This window comes from Pannonibacter sp. CBAS1226 (assembly GCF_055685825.1).
Genome location: NZ_JBVOUO010000004.1, coordinates 157,322 through 173,934, shown reverse-complemented (window position 1 = coordinate 173,934; position 16,613 = coordinate 157,322). Strand labels below are relative to the sequence as shown.

Here is a 16,613-nt window from a genome sequence, read left to right as displayed (position 1 = left end):
CCCCGGAGGGCCTTGGGAACCGGACATGAACGTGATGGAGCCCAGTATCGCAAATTTCTCCCCGCGCAACAGCCATGGGCGCGTGGTGGATGTGCTGGGCCGGGAAATCGTGGAAGGGAAATACCCTTCCGGTGCCGTTCTTCCGGGTGACAATGAGCTGGCCGAGCGCTTCCAGGTGTCGCGCACCGTGCTGCGCGAGGCCATGAAAACACTGGCCGCCAAGGGCATGGTGCAGGCCCGCGCGCGCATCGGCACCAAGGTGACCGACCGCAAGTTCTGGAACCTGTTCGACGGCGATGTGCTGAGCTGGCACTTCAGCGGCGGCGTCGATGCCGCCCTCTTCAATCACCTGTCCGATGTGCGGCTGGCACTGGAGCCAGCGGCCGCATCCATGGCCGCCCTCAACGCCAGTGCCGAGGACATCCGCACCCTGCACCGGCTGACCGATGCCATGCGCGACGCGGAAGACGCCCGCGCCTTCGCCGAAGCCGACATGAAGTTCCATCTGGCCGTGCTGGAAGCCTCGCGCAATCCATTCATGAGTTCGGTCGGCAGCCTCATCGGCGCGGCCCTCGTCAGCATTTTCCGCCTCAGCTCGCCTGCGGGCAGCCGGGAAGGCTTTGCCGAGACCGCCGGCACGCACCGCGCCATTGCCGATGCCATCGGCCAGCGCGACCCTCAGGCTGCTGCAAAGGCCATGGAGCGCGTCATCATCATCGGCCGCGACCGGGTGCTGCCCAGCGCCAGACAGGAAGCCGCAGACGCTTCTGCGTGAAGTCAGAACCTCTTATGCCAAGGCTTTCGATGCTGACGCATCTCGCCTTGAGATTGCTCAGGCGCCGCTCGGGCTTGATCAACTCCCGGTGAGCCAAGCTCATCGGGAGTTGGTGTCACAAACGGATGACGAACAGCTTGCGGGTGGTTTCGACCACCTCCCAGATGCCGGAAAAGCCGGGCTGGATGATGAAGCTGTCGCCGGTCTTCAGATCCCGCACAGAACCGTCCGCATCCGTCAGGCGGGAATGGCCGGACAGGATCGTGCAGAACTCCCATTCATCATAGGAGACACGCCAGGCGCCCGGCGTTGATTCCCAGGCGCCGGTGAACTGCCGCTCACCATCGCGGGTCTCAAGCAGCCAGGTGGTGAAGCGCGGGTCCCCCGAGATCACCTTTTCGGGGGCCGGTGCATCATGCTCGCGCGTCAGCTGATCCAGATCGAGCGGAAGAAAATGCTTCATGCGGCCTCGCTGCATTTCCGGAGACGGTTCCGGACCATGGCACAGGACGGGAAAACGAAAAAGGCAGGTTCAGTTTCCTGAACCTGCCTCGCCGAGGTTGCCCTCGAAGTGGTGGAGCCAATCGGAATCGAACCGACGACCTCTTGAATGCCATTCAAGCGCTCTCCCAACTGAGCTATGGCCCCGAAACTTTTGAACCGGCTTGGGTCACCGGCGTCTGTGGAGGCGGGTTATAGAGGGGGTCTTCGAATTGATCAAGAGGCTTTTGCCAGAAAAATCAAAAACCGCCTGTGGACAACTCAACCCCTTGAAAAACCCCGCAGAAATCTGCGCATCCATGAGCCGGCAAAGGCCCGGAACAGCAAGGGGCGAGGCCCTGGCGCACCGGTTGCCCCGATGGCCTGCAGCCCCGCCCCCTTGAAGACTGGAGAATAAGGATCCGGCAGCAGCAGCTTGCCGGATGCCCATTTCAACAGCTGCCGGCCTTAGCGGTCGGTATCGTCGTCCATCTCGACAACGATGCCCGGGACGGCTTCGTCTTCGTCTTCCTCGTCTTCGATGAAGACATCGTCATCGGCGTCATCGTCGATGGCCGCTTCGTCGTCATCGCCCAGATCCGGAACGATATCGCCCTCGACCTCGGCATCGGCCTCTTCCAGGGAGACCAGCTCGGGAGCCACCAGATCCTCTTCATCCTCGTCCTCGTCCTCCTGCTGGACGACGCGGGAAGCCTTGGCAGCGCGGCTGCTCGACACGATGTCGAACAGGGTGCCGCACTTCGGGCAGGTGATGGGGTTGCGGTTCAGGTCGTAATATTTGGCGCCGCAGCTAGGGCACAGCCGCTTTGTGCCGAGTTCAGGTTTTGCCACCGTGCTTACCCTTTGTTCGTGCTCGAGGGTTTGTCCAAAATTCTGTCTCCGGCACTTCCGGGCTGGAACGCCTCTGTCCAGTCCGCAAACGCCGGGGCCGTCTTGCTCAAGGCGCGGCCCTTAAATGCGGCGCGCCCTCATGTCAAAGCCAAATGACCGGCCTCGTTGACTGAAGCATTCTCAGGCGCTGCGCAAGCAAAAATTCGTGCCATCCCGCACTCGCGGATGACGGGGGCATGGACCCGTGTTAGGAGTGACCACTTTTTCAGGCTCCGCAACTTCCGGAATTGACCATGTCTCACGCTTCGACGCCCCGCCCCTTGCGTTCGCGCGCCGGTTCCGCCCTCACGGGCCGCATCCGCGTGCCGGGGGACAAATCCGTCTCGCACCGCTCGCTGATGTTCGGCGCCCTGGCTGTCGGCCGCACCACCGTGACCGGCCTGCTGGAAGGCGAGGACGTGCTGAACACCGCTGGCGCCATGCGCGCGGCCGGTGCACGCATCCACAAGGATGAGAACGGCACCTATCACATCGACGGTGTCGGCCTCGGCAGCCTGCTGGAGCCGGAAGACGTGATCGACTTCGGCAATGCCGGCACCGGCGTGCGCCTGACCATGGGCATCTTCGGCACCCATCCGATTGCCGCCACCTTCGTGGGTGATGCGTCCCTGTCCCGCCGCCCGATGGGCCGCGTGCTGGACCCGCTGCGCCAGATGGGCACGCAAGTCGTCGCCCGCGCCGGGGACCGGCTGCCGCTGTCCATCCGCGGCGCCGACATGCCGCTGCCGATCACCTACCGCGTGCCCATGCCTTCGGCGCAGGTAAAGTCGGCCGTGCTGCTGGCCGGCCTCAACACACCGGGCGAGACGGTCGTGATCGAGCCCATCGCCACCCGCGACCACACCGAGAAGATGCTCGCCGGTTTCGGCGCCGATATCTCCGTGACCGTAGACGAGCAGGGCGCCCGCATCATCCGCCTCAAGGGCCGTCCGGAACTGAAGGCGCAGGCCATCGACGTGCCGGGCGATCCGTCCTCCGCTGCCTTCCCGATCGTCGCCGCGCTGATCACCCCGGGCTCAGACGTCACGGTGGAAAACGTGCTGCTCAACGAGCACCGCACCGGCCTCATCACCACGCTGATCGAGATGGGCGGCGACATCACCATCGAGAACGAGCGCATGGCGGGCGGTGAGCGCGTCGGCGACATCCGCGTCAGGGCCAGCAAGCTGAAGGGCGTTACCGTCCCTGCGAACCGCGCGCCGTCCATGATCGACGAATATCCGGTGCTCGCCGTGGCAGCAGCCTTTGCCGAGGGGGACACCCACATGCCCGGCCTTGAAGAGCTGCGCGTGAAGGAATCCGACCGTCTGGCCGCCGTGGCGCGCGGGCTGGAAGCCAATGGCATCCCTTGCAAGGAAGGCGAGGCAGAGCTGACCGTGACCGGCGGCGCCTCCGGCATTGGCGGCGGCATCGTGACGACCCACCTCGACCACCGCATCGCCATGAGCTTCCTCGTGCTCGGTCTTGCCAGCGGCAAGGCCGTGACGGTGGATGACGGCGCCGTGATCGCCACCAGCTTCCCCACCTTCACCAGCCTCTTTGCAGGCCTTGGCGCAGACATCAGCGAGCTGGAGGATGCCCGCGCATGATCATTGCCATCGACGGACCCGCCGCTTCCGGCAAGGGCACGCTTGCCCGCCGCCTCGCCGCCCATTTCGGCCTGCGGCATCTGGACACCGGCCTCACCTACCGGGCGGTTGCCGCTGCGCTTCTGGCGCAGGGCCTGCCGCTCGGGGACGAGAAGGTGGCCGTCGATATTGCCGGGCGTCTTGACCTTGGCCACATGGACCGCAGCGCCCTCTCCACCCACGAGGTTGGAGAGGCTGCCTCGCGCATTGCCGTGCTGCCGGGCCTCAGGGATGAACTCGTCCGCCTGCAGCGCGCCTTTGCGCAGACGCCTCCCGGTGCGGTTCTGGACGGCCGCGACATCGGCACAGTGGTCTGCCCGGATGCGGATGTGAAACTCTATGTCACCGCCGCCCCCGAGGCGCGCGCCAGGCGCCGCACGGCGGAAATCCTCTCGCAGGGCAAGGAGGCGGATTTCGCCTCCGTGCTGGAGGATCTGAAGCGCCGGGACGAGCGGGACATGAACAGAACCGTCGCTCCGCTGCGTCAGGCGGACGGTGCGCACTTGCTAGATACGACCGGAATGGATATAGAGACTGCGTTCCAGGCGGCTGTGGATATCATCACCTCCGCCCGGGCATCCTGATCAGGAGCCTCGGAAAGACCCGCCCGGCCATGCCGGAGAGCGGGATTTCGGCTTGATCAAACAGGCAGCCTTGTGACGGACAGGCGGGTCAGCCCCCCTCTCCGCCAGCATGGGCAGCATGAAGGAATTCCGGTTCGGGCAGCCGCTGATGCAGTGCCTGGACCAAGGACGTTACGGATCTCCGCCTTCCGTCCGCCGGCCCGCGCCGGATCTGCTTTTGGGGCAGGTTCTGCGTGGAAGGATGCCACCTTGCGGTGGTGTCCCGGAAGGAATGGGGGTCCATCATCAACACCAGCCCAGCCGGCGACGCCAGCAATGGCACCAGGAGTTTTTATGTCTGCAATGAACCCCTCCACCGAGGATTTCGCCGCCCTTCTGAACGAGTCCTTCACCACGAACGACCTCTATGAAGGGTCCGTCGTCAAGGGCATCATCGTTGCCATCGAGAAGGACCTCGCCGTCATCGACGTCGGTCTGAAGGTCGAAGGCCGCGTTCCGATGAAGGAATTCGGCGTCAAGGGCCGTGATGGCGACCTGAAGGTTGGCGACGAGGTCGAGGTCTATCTCGAGCGCGTCGAAAACGCTCTCGGCGAAGCCGTGCTGTCGCGCGAAAAGGCGCGCCGCGAAGAAAGCTGGGTCCGTCTCGAAGTGTCGTTCGAGAAGGGCGAGAAGGTCACCGGCCAGATCTTCAACCAGGTCAAGGGCGGCTTCACCGTCGATCTGGATGGCGCCGTTGCCTTCCTGCCGCGTTCGCAGGTCGATATCCGCCCGGTGCGCGATGTCACCCCGCTGATGCACACCCCGCAGCCGTTCCAGATCCTGAAGATGGACAAGCGCCGCGGCAACATCGTGGTGTCCCGCCGCGTCGTGCTGGAAGAGACCCGCGCCGAGCAGCGTTCGGAGCTGGTGCAGAGCCTGGAAGAAGGCCAGACCGTGGAAGGCGTGGTCAAGAACATCACCGATTACGGTGCGTTCGTCGACCTCGGCGGCATCGACGGCCTGCTGCATGTCACCGACATTGCATGGCGCCGCATCAACCACCCGTCGGAAGTTCTCACCATCGGCCAGTCCGTCCGCGTGCAGATCATCCGCGTCAACCAGGACACGCACCGCATCAGCCTCGGCATGAAGCAGCTTGAAACTGATCCGTGGGATGGCATCGAAGCCAAGTACCCGATCAGCGCCAAGTTCTCGGGCCGCGTGACCAACATCACCGATTACGGTGCGTTCGTCGAGCTGGAGCCGGGCATCGAAGGCCTGATCCACGTGTCCGAAATGTCCTGGACCAAGAAGAACGTCCATCCGGGCAAGATCGTTTCGACCTCTCAGGAAGTCGACGTCATGGTCCTGGAAGTCGATCCGGTCAAGCGCCGCATCTCGCTCGGTCTCAAGCAGACCCTGCAGAACCCGTGGGATGCTTTCGCAGAGCGCTTCCCGGTCAACACGGAAGTCGAAGGCGAAGTCAAGAACAAGACCGAATTCGGTCTGTTCATCGGCCTCGAAGGCGACGTGGACGGCATGGTGCACCTCTCCGACCTCGACTGGAACCGTCCGGGCGAGCAGGTCATCGAGGAGTACAAGAAGGGCGACATGGTCAAGGCCGTGGTGCTCGACGTGGACGTGGAGAAGGAGCGTATCTCGCTCGGCATCAAGCAGCTCGGCGGTGATCCGTTCGAAGCTGGCGCCGCTGGCGAACTGCGCAAGAACGCCATCGTCTCCTGTGAAGTCATCGAAGTGAAGGATGGCGGTCTGGAAGTGAAGGTTGCGGACAGCGATCTGACCTCCTTCGTCCGCCGCGCCGATCTGGCCCGCGACCGCGACGGCCAGCGCCCCGAGCGTTTCTCGGTTGGCGACAAGTTCGACGCCCGCATCACCCAGTTCGACAAGAAGACCCGCCGCATCTCCGTCTCCATCAAGGCGCTCGAAATCGCCGAGGAGAAGGAAGCCGTGGCACAGTACGGTTCTTCCGACACGGGTGCCTCGCTCGGCGACATCCTGAGCGCCGCTCTGAAGGCCCGCGACGAGGATTGATCCCCGTCCGGTCACCTGACCTGAAACTGGAACGCCCCGGCCAAAAGCCGGGGCGTTTCGTTTGTGCGGGGGGCCTCTCTCGCCAAGACGGAACGGCGCGTGTAGTCTGCCGCCTCTGCCCCGGATGCCGGGGCGCTGGAAGGACGCCGGGACGCTCATGATCCGCTTTGACCTCAATCCCCGCCTTGAAGGCGACAGCCTGCACGTGACCGATCTGCCGCTGTGCGCGGTGCGGCTGATGAAGGATGCCAATTACCCCTGGGTGCTGCTGGTGCCGCGCCACAGCGACCTGATCGAGATCATCGACCTTTCCGCAGACGACCGGCTGCAGCTGATGCGCGAGATTGCCCGTGTCAGCAAGGCTCTGCGCGCCATCACGGCCTGCGAAAAGCTGAATGTCGGCGCCCTTGGCAACATGGTCTCCCAGCTCCATCTGCACATCATTGCCAGATTCCACGAGGACCCGGCCTGGCCCGGCCCGGTGTGGGGTGCCGTTCCGGCAAAGCCCTATGAGCTGGGCGTGGCGGAAGATCTGATCAACCGTCTGCGCGCTGAACTGGACACTGGACAGAACACTGGGCCGGAAGCCTGAGCCGAAGCATTTCCGAGGGAGACTGAACCGATGGCATCTGACGCTGTGGCCCTGGCGAACACGCTGGCCGGCATGAGCTTTACCGTGAACCCGCTGGACCGCTGTTCGGAGCTGCGCGGCAAGACGGAGTGGCTCATCGAACAGATGACCCGGCCCGATGCCCGTTTCGTAGCCTCCACGGCAGGAAAGCTGGTGTTGACCCGTGACGGTGGCACGCCCTCGATCCGCCATGGCCGGGCGAGCGCCGACCGGCTGGGCTTTGATCCGGCGGAGGCCATCCTGCTTGGTCTGGAAGGGGATGAGCGCCGTCCGCTGTTCACCTTCGCCTGCACCGGCACGGACGAGGAACTGGAACAGCGGCCGGATCTCGAAGTCATCGATCTGCGCAGCCTGGCCGTCCGCGCCGATCTGCCGGAGGCCGATCTGGGCGCGCTGGCGCAGACGCGTGCACTTGTGCACTGGCACATGAGCCACCGTTTCTGCTCGCGCTGCGGCCAGAAAAGCGTGATGGCGGAGGCCGGTTACCGGCGCGACTGCCCGGCCTGCGGCGCCATGCATTTCCCGCGTACGGACCCGGTGGTGATCATGCTCATCACCCATCACGACAAGGTGCTGCTGGGCCGCCCGCCGCGCCTTGCCGAAGGCATCTTCACCGTTCTGGCCGGTTTCATGGAGCCGGGCGAGACCATTGAAGACGCGGTGCGGCGCGAGACTTACGAGGAATCGCGCATCCGTGTCGGTGATGTCTCCATCGTGCTGAACCAGCCATGGCCCTTCCCCGCCAACCTGATGCTGGGCTGCACGGGCGAGGCGCTGACGGATGAAATTGCCTTCGAGCAGGACGAGCTGGAGGCCTGCCGCTGGTGTGACCGGGCAGAAGTCCGCCAGATGATGGCCGGCACCCATCCGCTCGGCCACCGCACCCCGCCGCCGATTTCCATCGCCCATCCGCTGATCGCGGGCTGGCTGGCGGAGGAAAGCGCATGACGGAGAGCGGCCGTTTCTGCGTCTATCTCACCCATCCGGAAGTGCGGATAGATCCGGCCGTGCCCGTGCCGGAGTGGGGTCTTTCAGACACCGGGCGTCAACGCGCCGAACGGGCCGCAGCCCTTCCCTGGGCCGCCGGGATCCGCCATGTGGTGTCGAGCGGCGAGCGCAAGGCCATCGAAACGGCCGAACTCTTCGCCGCCGCCCGCGGGCTTTCCGTCACCATTGTCGAGGCCAGCCACGAGAATGACCGCTCCGCCACGGGTTTTCTGCCGCCGGCGGAGTTTGAAGACGTGGCCAACGCCTTTTTCGCAGAACCCGAGGTCAGCGTGCGCGGCTGGGAGCGGGCGATTGATGCCCAGACCCGGATCGTCGCGGCCGTCCGCTCTGTGCTTGCAGCAACTCCGGAGACAGACCCCGTGCTTTTCTGCGGCCATGGTGCCGTGGGCACGCTGCTGAAGTGCCACCTGCTCGGCCAGCCCATATCCCGCATCCATGACCAGCGCTCCGGCGGCAACTGGTATGCCTTTGACCCGCAGGATCTCGACCGGCGCAAGGCCTCAGGCCTCGGGTGGACCGCGCTCTGACGGGCATCCGTGATGCCCCGCTCTGGCCGTGTCTTGCGCGGTCTGGCCGAATCAGCGGCTTCGGGCGACACTGAAGCCCCTTGATCAAACCGGATTGCCCATGCGCCCCCTGCGACTTGCCGCCCTTGCCGCCAGCCTGATTGCCATCTGCGCCGCCCTCAGCCCGGTACAGGCAGCCTATGAGGCCGAGTTCCGCGCCTTCCTGGCCGGCAAGGTGGCGCCTGCCGCCCGCGCCGCCGGCGTGCCGCAGGCCGTGATCGACCGGGAACTCTCCGGCCTGACGCCGGATGAAAAGCTGCCCGGTCTCAGCCGCCCGGACCGGCCGGAAGCCCCGCCTGCCGTCAATTTCCAGGCCGAGTTCAAGGCCCCCGGCGGCTACTTCCAGGACAAGCAGTTCCGCGCATTGGCCGGCCCCGGCCGCAGCCTGATGCAGAAACATGGCGCCACCCTGAAAGCCGTGGAAGCGCGCTATGGCGTTCCGGCAAGGATCATCGTGGCGATCTGGGGCCGGGAGACCGGCTATGGCGCGGCGAAAATCCCGCATGACGGCCTGCGCGTGGTGGCGACGCGTGCCTTCATGGGCGAGCGCCGGGAGTTCTTTCTGGGTGAGACGGTGGCCGCGCTGCAGATCCTTGCCGATGGTCATATCACCCGCGCTGAACTGAAAAGCTCCTGGGGCGGGGCCATGGGCCAGCCGCAGTTCCTGCCCTCGTCCTTCCTGAAATATGCCGTCGATTTCGATGGCGACGGCCGCCGCGACATCTGGCGCTCCGTGCCCGATACGCTGGCCTCCATCGCCAATTATCTCAGCCAGCATGGCTGGGAGCGCGGCCGCGACTGGGGCTATGAGGTGGTCCTGCCGCCGTCCGTCTCCTGCTCCCGCGAGGGGCCGGACCAGCAGCAGGCGATCTCCCGCTTTGTCCGCGAGGGCGTCACCCGGGTGCGCGGGCGCGAGTTTCCCAAGGCCGAACTCGGCAAGCCCGCCAATATCCTGATGCCCGCCGGGCGCCATGGCCCGGCCTTTCTGGCAACCGGCAATTTCTATGTGCTGAAGGCCTATAACGAGAGCGACGTCTACGCCCTCTTCGTCGGACACCTCGCCGACCGCTACGGCCGCGACGAGGGCTTTGCCGCGAACTGGGACCCGACGCCGCACATGTCACGCGGCGCCGTGCGCGACCTGCAGCTGAAGATGCAGAAGGCAGGCTATGACGTGGGCAAGCCCGACGGCCTCATCGGCTTCAAGACCCGCCGCTCCCTCGGGCTGATGCAGGAAAAGGCCGGCCGCAGGGCGACATGCTGGCTGGAGTGAGAGAGGCGGCCTCCCTCACCCTGCCGCCTTACGTCCCTCGCTCGTCTCGTCGAGACGCTTGAGGAAGGCGATGCGGTTCATGACCTGAGCCGAGCCCTGCTGATGCATCTGGCTGATTTCGGTCAGATCGTGCAGCGAGCGCTCGATGTTGCCGGCCTGGGCGAAAACCTCATCCACCCGCAGGACGATGTGCTTGTAGCGTTCGCCCTCCCGGGCGAACTGATCACGGGTGGCATCGATGATCCCGCCCAGTTCCCCCAGAGACACTTCGATATCTCCAATGGCCTTCTGGGTGTGGCCGAGCGATGCCTTGGTGTCATTGGCAAGCTTCTTCACTTCCCCTGCCACCACGCTGAAGCCTTTGCCTGCTTCTCCCGCACGGGCCGCCTCGATGGTGGCGTTGAGGGCGAGAAGGTTGGTCTGGGCGGTGATATTGTCGATGATGCCCAGCACCTGGCGCAGGGAATTGAGCGATTCAGCCACGCTGCCGAACTTGCTGGCCAACTGCGCCGAGTTATCCTCCCCCGCACCCTCTGCGGACCCGCTGTCGCCCGCCATGGCACCGCGGATGTTGTTGATGACGTTGCCGACTTCCGACACCTCGGTCACGACATTCTCGATCCGGCTCGAGGCCCCCAGATAATGGGCGATATCATCCACCACCTGCGAGCGAAGCATGTTCAGCACCTGCACCTGATTGAGGCGGCGGCGGGTGAAATACTCGACAAAGCTGGCGTAGTGGATGGGGAAGTTGTCGATGAACTCGTCCTTCCAGGCAGTTCCGTCGTTTTCAAAAAAGACGAGAGCAACCAGCGTCTGGTTGATGTTGACGCCCAGAAGCTCGCCGAATGTCGAAAACCCTGCGACCGGCGCTGGCCAGAGCCCCGTGGCATTGCGCAGCTCCGGGCCATTGGACAGGCGCCGCAGAATGCAGTCATTCATCATCACCGCCACCGGCTTCGGCTTGCCGGACAGGAACTGGCCGATGTCCCGGCGAGTCTGCTCGATGAAGCCGGTTGCTTCCAGAAGGTAGAGAGCATCACCCGGCGCGATATCGCAGTAGAAGGTGATGATTTCGTTCTGAAGATCGATGCCGGAGATCGAGCGGACGAACACCTCACCGCCGATTTCAACGCCGCAGGTGCGGTTCTGCAGCGCCTTTTCCAGCCCGTCCGGACTGACACCGAGAGCATGCGACAGGGCGCTGACAAGGGAAATGGTCTGGCCTGAGGCCGGGTCCATCACCGCGCTCACCGTGCGCCGGTCCATGTCCGCATCCACAACGACAAAGCGGGTCTGCGTCTTGCGGAAATTGTGGCTGCGCATCACGCCGTAGCGGTAGGCTTCGGCGACCTTGATGAAGACGACGACAGCATGGTTCTCCAGCACGCGCTTTCCGTCAAAAAGCCGCGTGGTCTTGAAGTCCAGCGTGCCGCCGGCCGAGCCGCCGATGAAGCAGCAGGGAAACCGCCGGGTGCGGTAGACAGCTTCCATGAAGTAGTTTTCGGAAAGCGACAGGCCATCGATGAAGGTCAGCGCGAAGGCAGATCTGGCCTCCAGCGGGAAAGAGGGCCGCACGCTTTCCAGGCCTGACATGATGCGCTGAATCCGGTTCTCCCGGTCCATCGGCCTTTGTCCGCCGCGAAGGTCCTCGCTGTGCAGCGGCACGGCAAAGACCTCGGCCTTTTCCACGAGAGCACCGCCGAACACCTGCAGCACGACAGAGCGCCAGTTGCCCGAGGCACTGCAGTAAACGCCCTCGCCCGCTTCGGCGCACAATTCACCTGCGGTGGTGGTGCCGATGACCATGGCCCCTTCCGTAAGACGCTGCAGCCGGCTCATCACGGTCTGGAAATCCACATTCGGCGAGACATAGGCCAGCACCAGACGGGGCGCAGAGCCGTTGATGTGAAGATCTGCGGCAGCGAGGCCGGACAGGCTGTCATCCGTCCGGATGGTGCGCACGGGCGGGGCGGCGTGCTCCTCCTGCACAGCCGTTGCATCCGTCTTGGGCACGGACAGGTTCTGCTCTGCTGTTGCTGCCGCCGGCCTGCGCTTCATCCCGAACATGCAGTTCTCTCCCCCGAACTCAGACTTATTCCCAAAAGGAAACAGAGCCCAACTCTCAGGGACAGCGCATAACGAAACGTAAACTTGAGCCATCAACCCCGGCTAAAGGGAAGTATTTTGGTTCAGAAAACCTGAAGCCGGGAAGAAACCTCATAAAATTCCCTTGGGTAAATATAAATACCTAGGTCAAAATACTGATTCGCCTCAAGGTTCCGAGAGGCTGACGAATCAAGCCTTGAAGAGGCTCGGATGCCGCACGGGCTTGACCAAACCCCGATGAGCCAGGCTCATTGGAGCCCGGTATCACTCACTCACCACTCCTGCATCGGCCGTTTCCAGATTGAAGGCGGCGGACATGAGGGCGCGGGTGTAGCCTGAGGCCGGATTCGTAAAGACCTGCGTCGCCGGGCCTGCCTCCACCACCTTGCCATGACGCATGACGATGACGTCATTGGCCAGCGCCCGCACCACCTTGAGATCGTGCGAGATGAACAGATAGGCCAGGTCGCGCCGCTTCTGCAGATCACGCAGGAGATCCACCACCTGCGCCTGCACGCTCATGTCGAGGGCAGACGTCGGCTCGTCCAGCATGACGAACTTCGGCTCCAGCACGAGGGCACGGGCGATGGAGATCCGCTGGCGCTGACCGCCCGAGAATTCATGCGGGTAACGGAAACGGGAGGCAGCATCCAGCCCCACTTCCTCCAGCGCCTTGGCAACGATCCGGTCCCGCTCTGCCTCGCTCAGGCGCGGCTGATGCACCTGCAGTCCCTCGCCGACGATATCGGCGACGGACATGCGCGGACTGAGCGCGCCGAAGGGGTCCTGAAACACGATCTGCATGTCGCGCCGCAGCGGGCGCATGTCATCCCAGGACAGGCCGGAGATGGTCTTGTCCTTGAAACGGATGGCGCCCTGCGAGGAAATCATGCGCAGAATGGCAAGACCCAGTGTCGTCTTGCCGGAGCCGCTTTCGCCGACGATGCCCAGCGTCTGCCCCTCGCGCAGGGTGAGGTCAATGCCGTCCACCGCCTTCACGTGCCCCACGGTGCGGCGCAGCAGACCACGGCGGATGGGGAACCACACCTTCAGGTCCTTTGTTTCCACCACCACCGGGCGGCTCAGGTCCTCGGCGGGCGGCTCGCCCTTGGGCTCGGCAGCCAGCAGATGGCGGGTATAGGTGTGCTGGGGATTGCGGAACACCTCCTCCACCGGCCCCTGCTCGACAATCTCGCCCTTCGTCATGACGCAGACCCGGTCAGCGATCTTGCGCACGATGCCAAGGTCATGGGTGATGAACAGCATGGCCATGCCGCGCGCCGTCTGAAGGTCCTTCAGGAGCTTCAGGATCTGCGCCTGCACGGTCACGTCGAGCGCCGTGGTCGGCTCGTCGGCGATCAAGAGCTCCGGCTCGTTGGCCAGCGTCATGGCGATCATGACACGCTGGCGCTGGCCGCCGGAAAGCTGGTGCGGATAGGAGCCAAGCCGGGTTTCCGGCTCGGGAATGCCCACTTGCGTCAGCAGTTCCAGCACCCGCGCCCGTGCGGCCTTGCCGCCCATGCCGCGATGGACCTTGAGGATTTCCTCAATCTGCCGCTCCACCGTATGCAGCGGGTTGAGCGAGGTCATCGGCTCCTGGAAGATCATGGAAATGTCGTTGCCGCGAAGCTTGCGCATTTCCTCTTCGCTGGCCGACACAAGCTCCTTGCCCTTGAAATGGATCGTGCCGCCCGGATGGGACGCGGACGGATAGTTCAGAAGCTTGAGGATCGACATGGCCGTCACCGACTTGCCCGATCCGCTTTCCCCCACCAGCGCCAGCGTTTCGCCGGGCCGCAGATCGAAGCTCACCTTGTTGACCGCAAGACTGGTTGCCCCGCCTTGCGTGAAGGCGGTGCAGAGATCCTTGACGGAAAGAAGCGGCGTGTCGGTCATTGGGTCAGGCACCTTAGGTTCTCAACATCGTCAGAGCGGCCTCATCAAGGCCAAGCTTCTGCAATGGGGCAGGCGGCGTCAGGCGCCGGTCCAGAGACATGAAATATGTTGCATTGGCTGAAAGAGCCGCCGCCAGATGAAGCCTATCCGGCATCAGCTCTGCCGCCCCCATCCGTCACGCTCGGCATCAAGGGCCTCCAGAAGAGCCCTGGAAGACCGCCGAACCCCGGCAGGAACCTGCGCAAAAAGTGCCTCCAGACTATGGCCAGCCTGCTGATGCTCAAGACCTGGCCCTTCTACAGTCACCTGCACGCGCGTACCAGCAGGAAGGCCTGCGCGCAGGTCTTCTGGCAGGTTCTCGACCGGGTACCCTGTCTTGACGATCCTGTTCATGGCCAAGCTCCTTTGGCGCAAGTCTATCACACAAAACTCTTGCGCGGATCGAAGGCGTCGCGCACCGCCTCGCCGATGAAGATCAGCAGGCTGAGCATGAGCGAGATGACGAAGAAGCCGGTGATGGCGATCCAGGGGGCCTGAAGGTTGTTCTTGCCCTGCGCCAGCATTTCGCCCAGCGAGGCGGAACCGGGCGGCAGGCCGAAGCCGAGGAAATCCAGCGCCGTCAGCGTCGAGATCGAGCCGTTGAGAATGAAGGGCATGAAGGTCAGCGTCGCCACCATGGCGTTGGGCAGAAGGTGCCGCCACATGATCGTGCGGTTGGACACGCCGAGCGCACGGGCTGCGGCGATATATTCGAAGTTCCGCCCGCGCAGGAATTCCGCCCGTACGACGCCCACGAGCGACACCCATGAGAAGGCAAGCAGGATGAAGAACAAGGTCCAGAAGCCGGGTATCAGCACGGAGGAGATAATCAGGATGAGATAGAGCGTCGGGATGGCGCTCCAGATCTCGATGAAACGCTGGAACAGAAGATCCACCCAGCCGCCATAAAAGCCCTGCACCGCGCCCGCGCCGATGCCGATGCCGGAAGAGGCAATGGTGAGCACGAGACCGAAGATCACCGAAATGCGGAAACCGTAGACGAGGCGGGCGAGGATATCGCGGCCCTGATCATCGGTGCCGAGCCAGTTCCAGTTGCCCATGGTGCAGCCGGGATCTTCCGCACCCAGCGGATAGCGGGCACAGCGCTGCTCCTTGTCCATCATCCAGGAGGGCGGAGCCGGGGCCGGCACCGGAATGTCGCGGTTGACCGTCCGGTAGGAATAGCGCACCGGCGGCCAGATCATCCAGCCATTGGCGCTGATCTCGTCCTGAATGAAGGGGTCGCGGTAATCGGTGACGGCGAGAAAGCCGCCGAACTTCTCTTCCGGATAGTCGACCAGAACCGGTGCCAGCAGCTCGCCCTTGTAGGAGACGAGCACCGGCTTGTCGTTGACCAGAACCTCTGCAATGAGCGACAGGCCGAATAGCACGAGGAAGATCCAGAGCGACCAGTAGCCGCGCCGGTTGGCCCGGAAGTTGGCAAGGCGGCGCCGGTTGATCGGCGACAGGGAGAAGCGGCCGCGCGGGGCAGGCGCTGCCACGGGAGAGGCGGATGCCGTGCTGGTGCTGTCCATGGCTCAGACCTCCCGGCTTTCAAAGTCGATCCGGGGATCGATCCAGGTGTAGGTGAGATCGGAGAGGAGGTTCACCAGAAGCCCCATGAGCGAGAAGATGTAGAGCGTCGCAAAGACCACCGCATAGTCCCGGTTGATGACCGATTCAAAGCCGAGCAGCCCCAGACCATCGAGGGAGAAGATGGTTTCGATCAGCAGCGATCCGGCAAAGAAGGACGAGATGAAGGCGCCGGGGAAGCCCGCCACCACGATCAGCATGGCATTGCGGAACACATGGCCATAGAGCACCTGGCGCTCTGTCAGGCCCTTGGAACGGGCGGTGATCACGTATTGCTTGCGGATTTCGTCGAGGAACGAGTTCTTGGTGAGCAGGGTCGTCGTGGCAAAGGCGGAGAGCACCATGGCGGCCAGCGGCAGGGTCATGTGCCAGAAGTAATCCGCGATCTTGCCGAAGAGCGACAGTTGCTCCCAGTTGTCGGAGGTGAGGCCGCGCAAGGGGAACCAGTCATAGAAGGAGCCGCCTGCAAACAGCACGATCAGCAGCACGGCAAAGAGGAAGCTGGGGATCGCATAGGCGACGATGATCACCCCTGACGTCCAGATATCGAAGCGCGAGCCGTCCTTCACCGCCTTGCGGATGCCGAGCGGAATGGAAATCGTGTAGGAAATCAGCGTCATCCAGATGCCGAGCGACATGGAAACCGGCAGTTTTTCCTTGATCAGGTCGATGATGCGGATGTCGCGGAAGTAGCTCTCGCCGAAATCGAAGCGGGCATAATTCCACAGCATGGTGAGGAACCGCTCCAGCGGCGGCTTGTCGAAGCCGAACTGCGCCTCGAGCTGCTTGATAAAATCGGGATCCAGCCCCTGTGCACCGCGGTACTTGGAGCTGACGCTGTCGCCGGCGGTGGCCTGCGCCTGTCCGCCCGCTCCGCCGAAGTCGCCGCCGCCACCGCCGCTGATGCGCGATGTGGCCGAAACGTCGGTGCCCGAAAGCTGGGCAATGACCCGCTCCACCGGACCGCCGGGAGCAAACTGAATGATGACGAAATTGATCGCCATGATCCCCACAAGCGTCGGGATCATGAGGAGCAAGCGGCGGAGAATATAGGCGCCCATGTGTCTGGTCTTGTGCCCTTGTGCCGG

At 63.9% G+C, this 16,613-nt stretch carries 15 protein-coding genes and 1 tRNA gene; 8 read left to right on the top strand and 8 right to left on the bottom strand.

The annotated features are described in order from the left end of the window. Positions 1 to 34 precede the first annotated feature (34 nt). The gene (locus AC0CMF_RS13445) at positions 35 to 775 is read left to right on the top strand and encodes a FadR/GntR family transcriptional regulator (RefSeq protein ID WP_082676126.1); all 741 of its coding nucleotides are present in this window, start codon (positions 35 to 37) and stop codon (positions 773 to 775) included. Between the two features lie 115 nt (positions 776 to 890). On the opposite strand, the gene AC0CMF_RS13440 is transcribed toward AC0CMF_RS13445, so the two are convergent. The 3 genes from AC0CMF_RS13440 to AC0CMF_RS13430 all read right to left on the bottom strand — a co-directional run bounded on the left by AC0CMF_RS13440 (position 891) and on the right by AC0CMF_RS13430 (position 2,107). Next, entirely contained in the window at positions 891 to 1,238 is a 348-nt protein-coding gene (locus AC0CMF_RS13440; protein WP_374629802.1) for a cupin domain-containing protein, read from the bottom strand. 109 nt (positions 1,239 to 1,347) lie between these two features. Next, positions 1,348 to 1,423: transfer RNA gene (locus tag AC0CMF_RS13435), tRNA-Ala, on the bottom strand. A 300-nt stretch (positions 1,424 to 1,723) separates the two neighbouring features. Then, on the bottom strand, positions 1,724 to 2,107 hold the full coding sequence (locus AC0CMF_RS13430; protein ID WP_019963733.1) for a TIGR02300 family protein: 384 nt from the start codon (positions 2,105 to 2,107) through the stop codon (positions 1,724 to 1,726). A 293-nt stretch (positions 2,108 to 2,400) separates the two neighbouring features. Here AC0CMF_RS13430 and aroA point away from each other — a divergent pair, with 293 nt between their 5' ends. The 7 genes from aroA (at position 2,401) to AC0CMF_RS13395 (ending at position 9,888) form a co-directional block, all read left to right on the top strand. Beyond that, positions 2,401 to 3,756 carry a 3-phosphoshikimate 1-carboxyvinyltransferase gene (gene aroA / locus AC0CMF_RS13425; protein WP_374629801.1) on the top strand — a complete coding sequence of 452 codons (1,356 nt, stop codon included), beginning with the start codon at positions 2,401 to 2,403 and terminating at the stop codon, positions 3,754 to 3,756. After that, positions 3,753 to 4,379, top strand: coding sequence for a (d)CMP kinase (gene cmk, locus AC0CMF_RS13420; RefSeq protein ID WP_374629800.1), 627 nt, complete (start codon positions 3,753 to 3,755; stop codon positions 4,377 to 4,379). The genes aroA and cmk overlap by 4 nt, the downstream gene beginning before the upstream one ends. Before the next feature lie 333 nt (positions 4,380 to 4,712). Beyond that, complete coding sequence (gene rpsA, locus AC0CMF_RS13415) at positions 4,713 to 6,410, top strand: 30S ribosomal protein S1 (protein ID WP_026355521.1); 1,698 nt, start codon at positions 4,713 to 4,715, stop codon at positions 6,408 to 6,410. A 157-nt stretch (positions 6,411 to 6,567) separates the two neighbouring features. Further along, positions 6,568 to 7,002, top strand: a complete 435-nt coding sequence (locus tag AC0CMF_RS13410) for an HIT domain-containing protein (protein ID WP_374629799.1) — start codon at positions 6,568 to 6,570, stop codon at positions 7,000 to 7,002. A 30-nt stretch (positions 7,003 to 7,032) separates the two neighbouring features. Beyond that, the gene (nudC, locus tag AC0CMF_RS13405; protein WP_374629798.1) at positions 7,033 to 7,989 is read left to right on the top strand and encodes an NAD(+) diphosphatase; all 957 of its coding nucleotides are present in this window, start codon (positions 7,033 to 7,035) and stop codon (positions 7,987 to 7,989) included. After that, positions 7,986 to 8,576 carry a histidine phosphatase family protein gene (locus AC0CMF_RS13400; protein WP_374629797.1) on the top strand — a complete coding sequence of 197 codons (591 nt, stop codon included), beginning with the start codon at positions 7,986 to 7,988 and terminating at the stop codon, positions 8,574 to 8,576. The genes nudC and AC0CMF_RS13400 overlap by 4 nt, the downstream gene beginning before the upstream one ends. 100 nt (positions 8,577 to 8,676) lie before the next feature. After that, the gene (locus tag AC0CMF_RS13395; RefSeq protein WP_374629796.1) at positions 8,677 to 9,888 is read left to right on the top strand and encodes a lytic murein transglycosylase; all 1,212 of its coding nucleotides are present in this window, start codon (positions 8,677 to 8,679) and stop codon (positions 9,886 to 9,888) included. Between the two features lie 15 nt (positions 9,889 to 9,903). Here the strand turns inward: AC0CMF_RS13395 and AC0CMF_RS13390 are convergent, their stop codons facing one another. The 5 genes from AC0CMF_RS13390 to AC0CMF_RS13370 all read right to left on the bottom strand — a co-directional run bounded on the left by AC0CMF_RS13390 (position 9,904) and on the right by AC0CMF_RS13370 (position 16,586). Next, positions 9,904 to 11,958, bottom strand: a complete 2,055-nt coding sequence (locus tag AC0CMF_RS13390; protein WP_374629795.1) for a methyl-accepting chemotaxis protein — start codon at positions 11,956 to 11,958, stop codon at positions 9,904 to 9,906. 303 nt (positions 11,959 to 12,261) lie between these two features. Beyond that, entirely contained in the window at positions 12,262 to 13,893 is a 1,632-nt protein-coding gene (locus AC0CMF_RS13385; protein WP_374629794.1) for an ABC transporter ATP-binding protein, read from the bottom strand. A gap of 153 nt (positions 13,894 to 14,046) precedes the next feature. Continuing rightward, positions 14,047 to 14,286, bottom strand: coding sequence for a hypothetical protein (locus AC0CMF_RS13380; protein WP_152967544.1), 240 nt, complete (start codon positions 14,284 to 14,286; stop codon positions 14,047 to 14,049). Between the two features lie 26 nt (positions 14,287 to 14,312). Further along, positions 14,313 to 15,467: an ABC transporter permease gene (locus tag AC0CMF_RS13375; RefSeq protein ID WP_050473410.1), complete on the bottom strand. Its 1,155-nt coding sequence runs from the start codon at positions 15,465 to 15,467 to the stop codon at positions 14,313 to 14,315. A 3-nt stretch (positions 15,468 to 15,470) separates the two neighbouring features. Next, on the bottom strand, positions 15,471 to 16,586 hold the full coding sequence (locus AC0CMF_RS13370; protein ID WP_019963744.1) for a microcin C ABC transporter permease YejB: 1,116 nt from the start codon (positions 16,584 to 16,586) through the stop codon (positions 15,471 to 15,473). Positions 16,587 to 16,613 lie beyond the last annotated feature (27 nt).

Bases quoted from the DNA above. Each gene is read 5' to 3' on its own strand.
- AC0CMF_RS13395 (WP_374629796.1), top strand. From the start codon at position 8,677: ATGCGCCCCCTGCGACTTGCCGCCCTTGCCGCCAGCCTGATTGCCATC.
- aroA (WP_374629801.1), top strand. From the start codon at position 2,401: ATGTCTCACGCTTCGACGCCCCGCCCCTTGCGTTCGCGCGCCGGTTCC.
- AC0CMF_RS13370 (WP_019963744.1), bottom strand. From the start codon at position 16,586: ATGGGCGCCTATATTCTCCGCCGCTTGCTCCTCATGATCCCGACGCTT.
- AC0CMF_RS13410 (WP_374629799.1), top strand. From the start codon at position 6,568: ATGATCCGCTTTGACCTCAATCCCCGCCTTGAAGGCGACAGCCTGCAC.
- AC0CMF_RS13385 (WP_374629794.1), bottom strand. From the start codon at position 13,893: ATGACCGACACGCCGCTTCTTTCCGTCAAGGATCTCTGCACCGCCTTC.
- AC0CMF_RS13445 (WP_082676126.1), top strand. From the start codon at position 35: ATGGAGCCCAGTATCGCAAATTTCTCCCCGCGCAACAGCCATGGGCGC.
- AC0CMF_RS13400 (WP_374629797.1), top strand. From the start codon at position 7,986: ATGACGGAGAGCGGCCGTTTCTGCGTCTATCTCACCCATCCGGAAGTG.
- AC0CMF_RS13380 (WP_152967544.1), bottom strand. From the start codon at position 14,286: ATGAACAGGATCGTCAAGACAGGGTACCCGGTCGAGAACCTGCCAGAA.
- rpsA (WP_026355521.1), top strand. From the start codon at position 4,713: ATGTCTGCAATGAACCCCTCCACCGAGGATTTCGCCGCCCTTCTGAAC.
- AC0CMF_RS13390 (WP_374629795.1), bottom strand. From the start codon at position 11,958: ATGTTCGGGATGAAGCGCAGGCCGGCGGCAGCAACAGCAGAGCAGAAC.
- nudC (WP_374629798.1), top strand. From the start codon at position 7,033: ATGGCATCTGACGCTGTGGCCCTGGCGAACACGCTGGCCGGCATGAGC.
- AC0CMF_RS13375 (WP_050473410.1), bottom strand. From the start codon at position 15,467: ATGGACAGCACCAGCACGGCATCCGCCTCTCCCGTGGCAGCGCCTGCC.
- cmk (WP_374629800.1), top strand. From the start codon at position 3,753: ATGATCATTGCCATCGACGGACCCGCCGCTTCCGGCAAGGGCACGCTT.
- AC0CMF_RS13440 (WP_374629802.1), bottom strand. From the start codon at position 1,238: ATGAAGCATTTTCTTCCGCTCGATCTGGATCAGCTGACGCGCGAGCAT.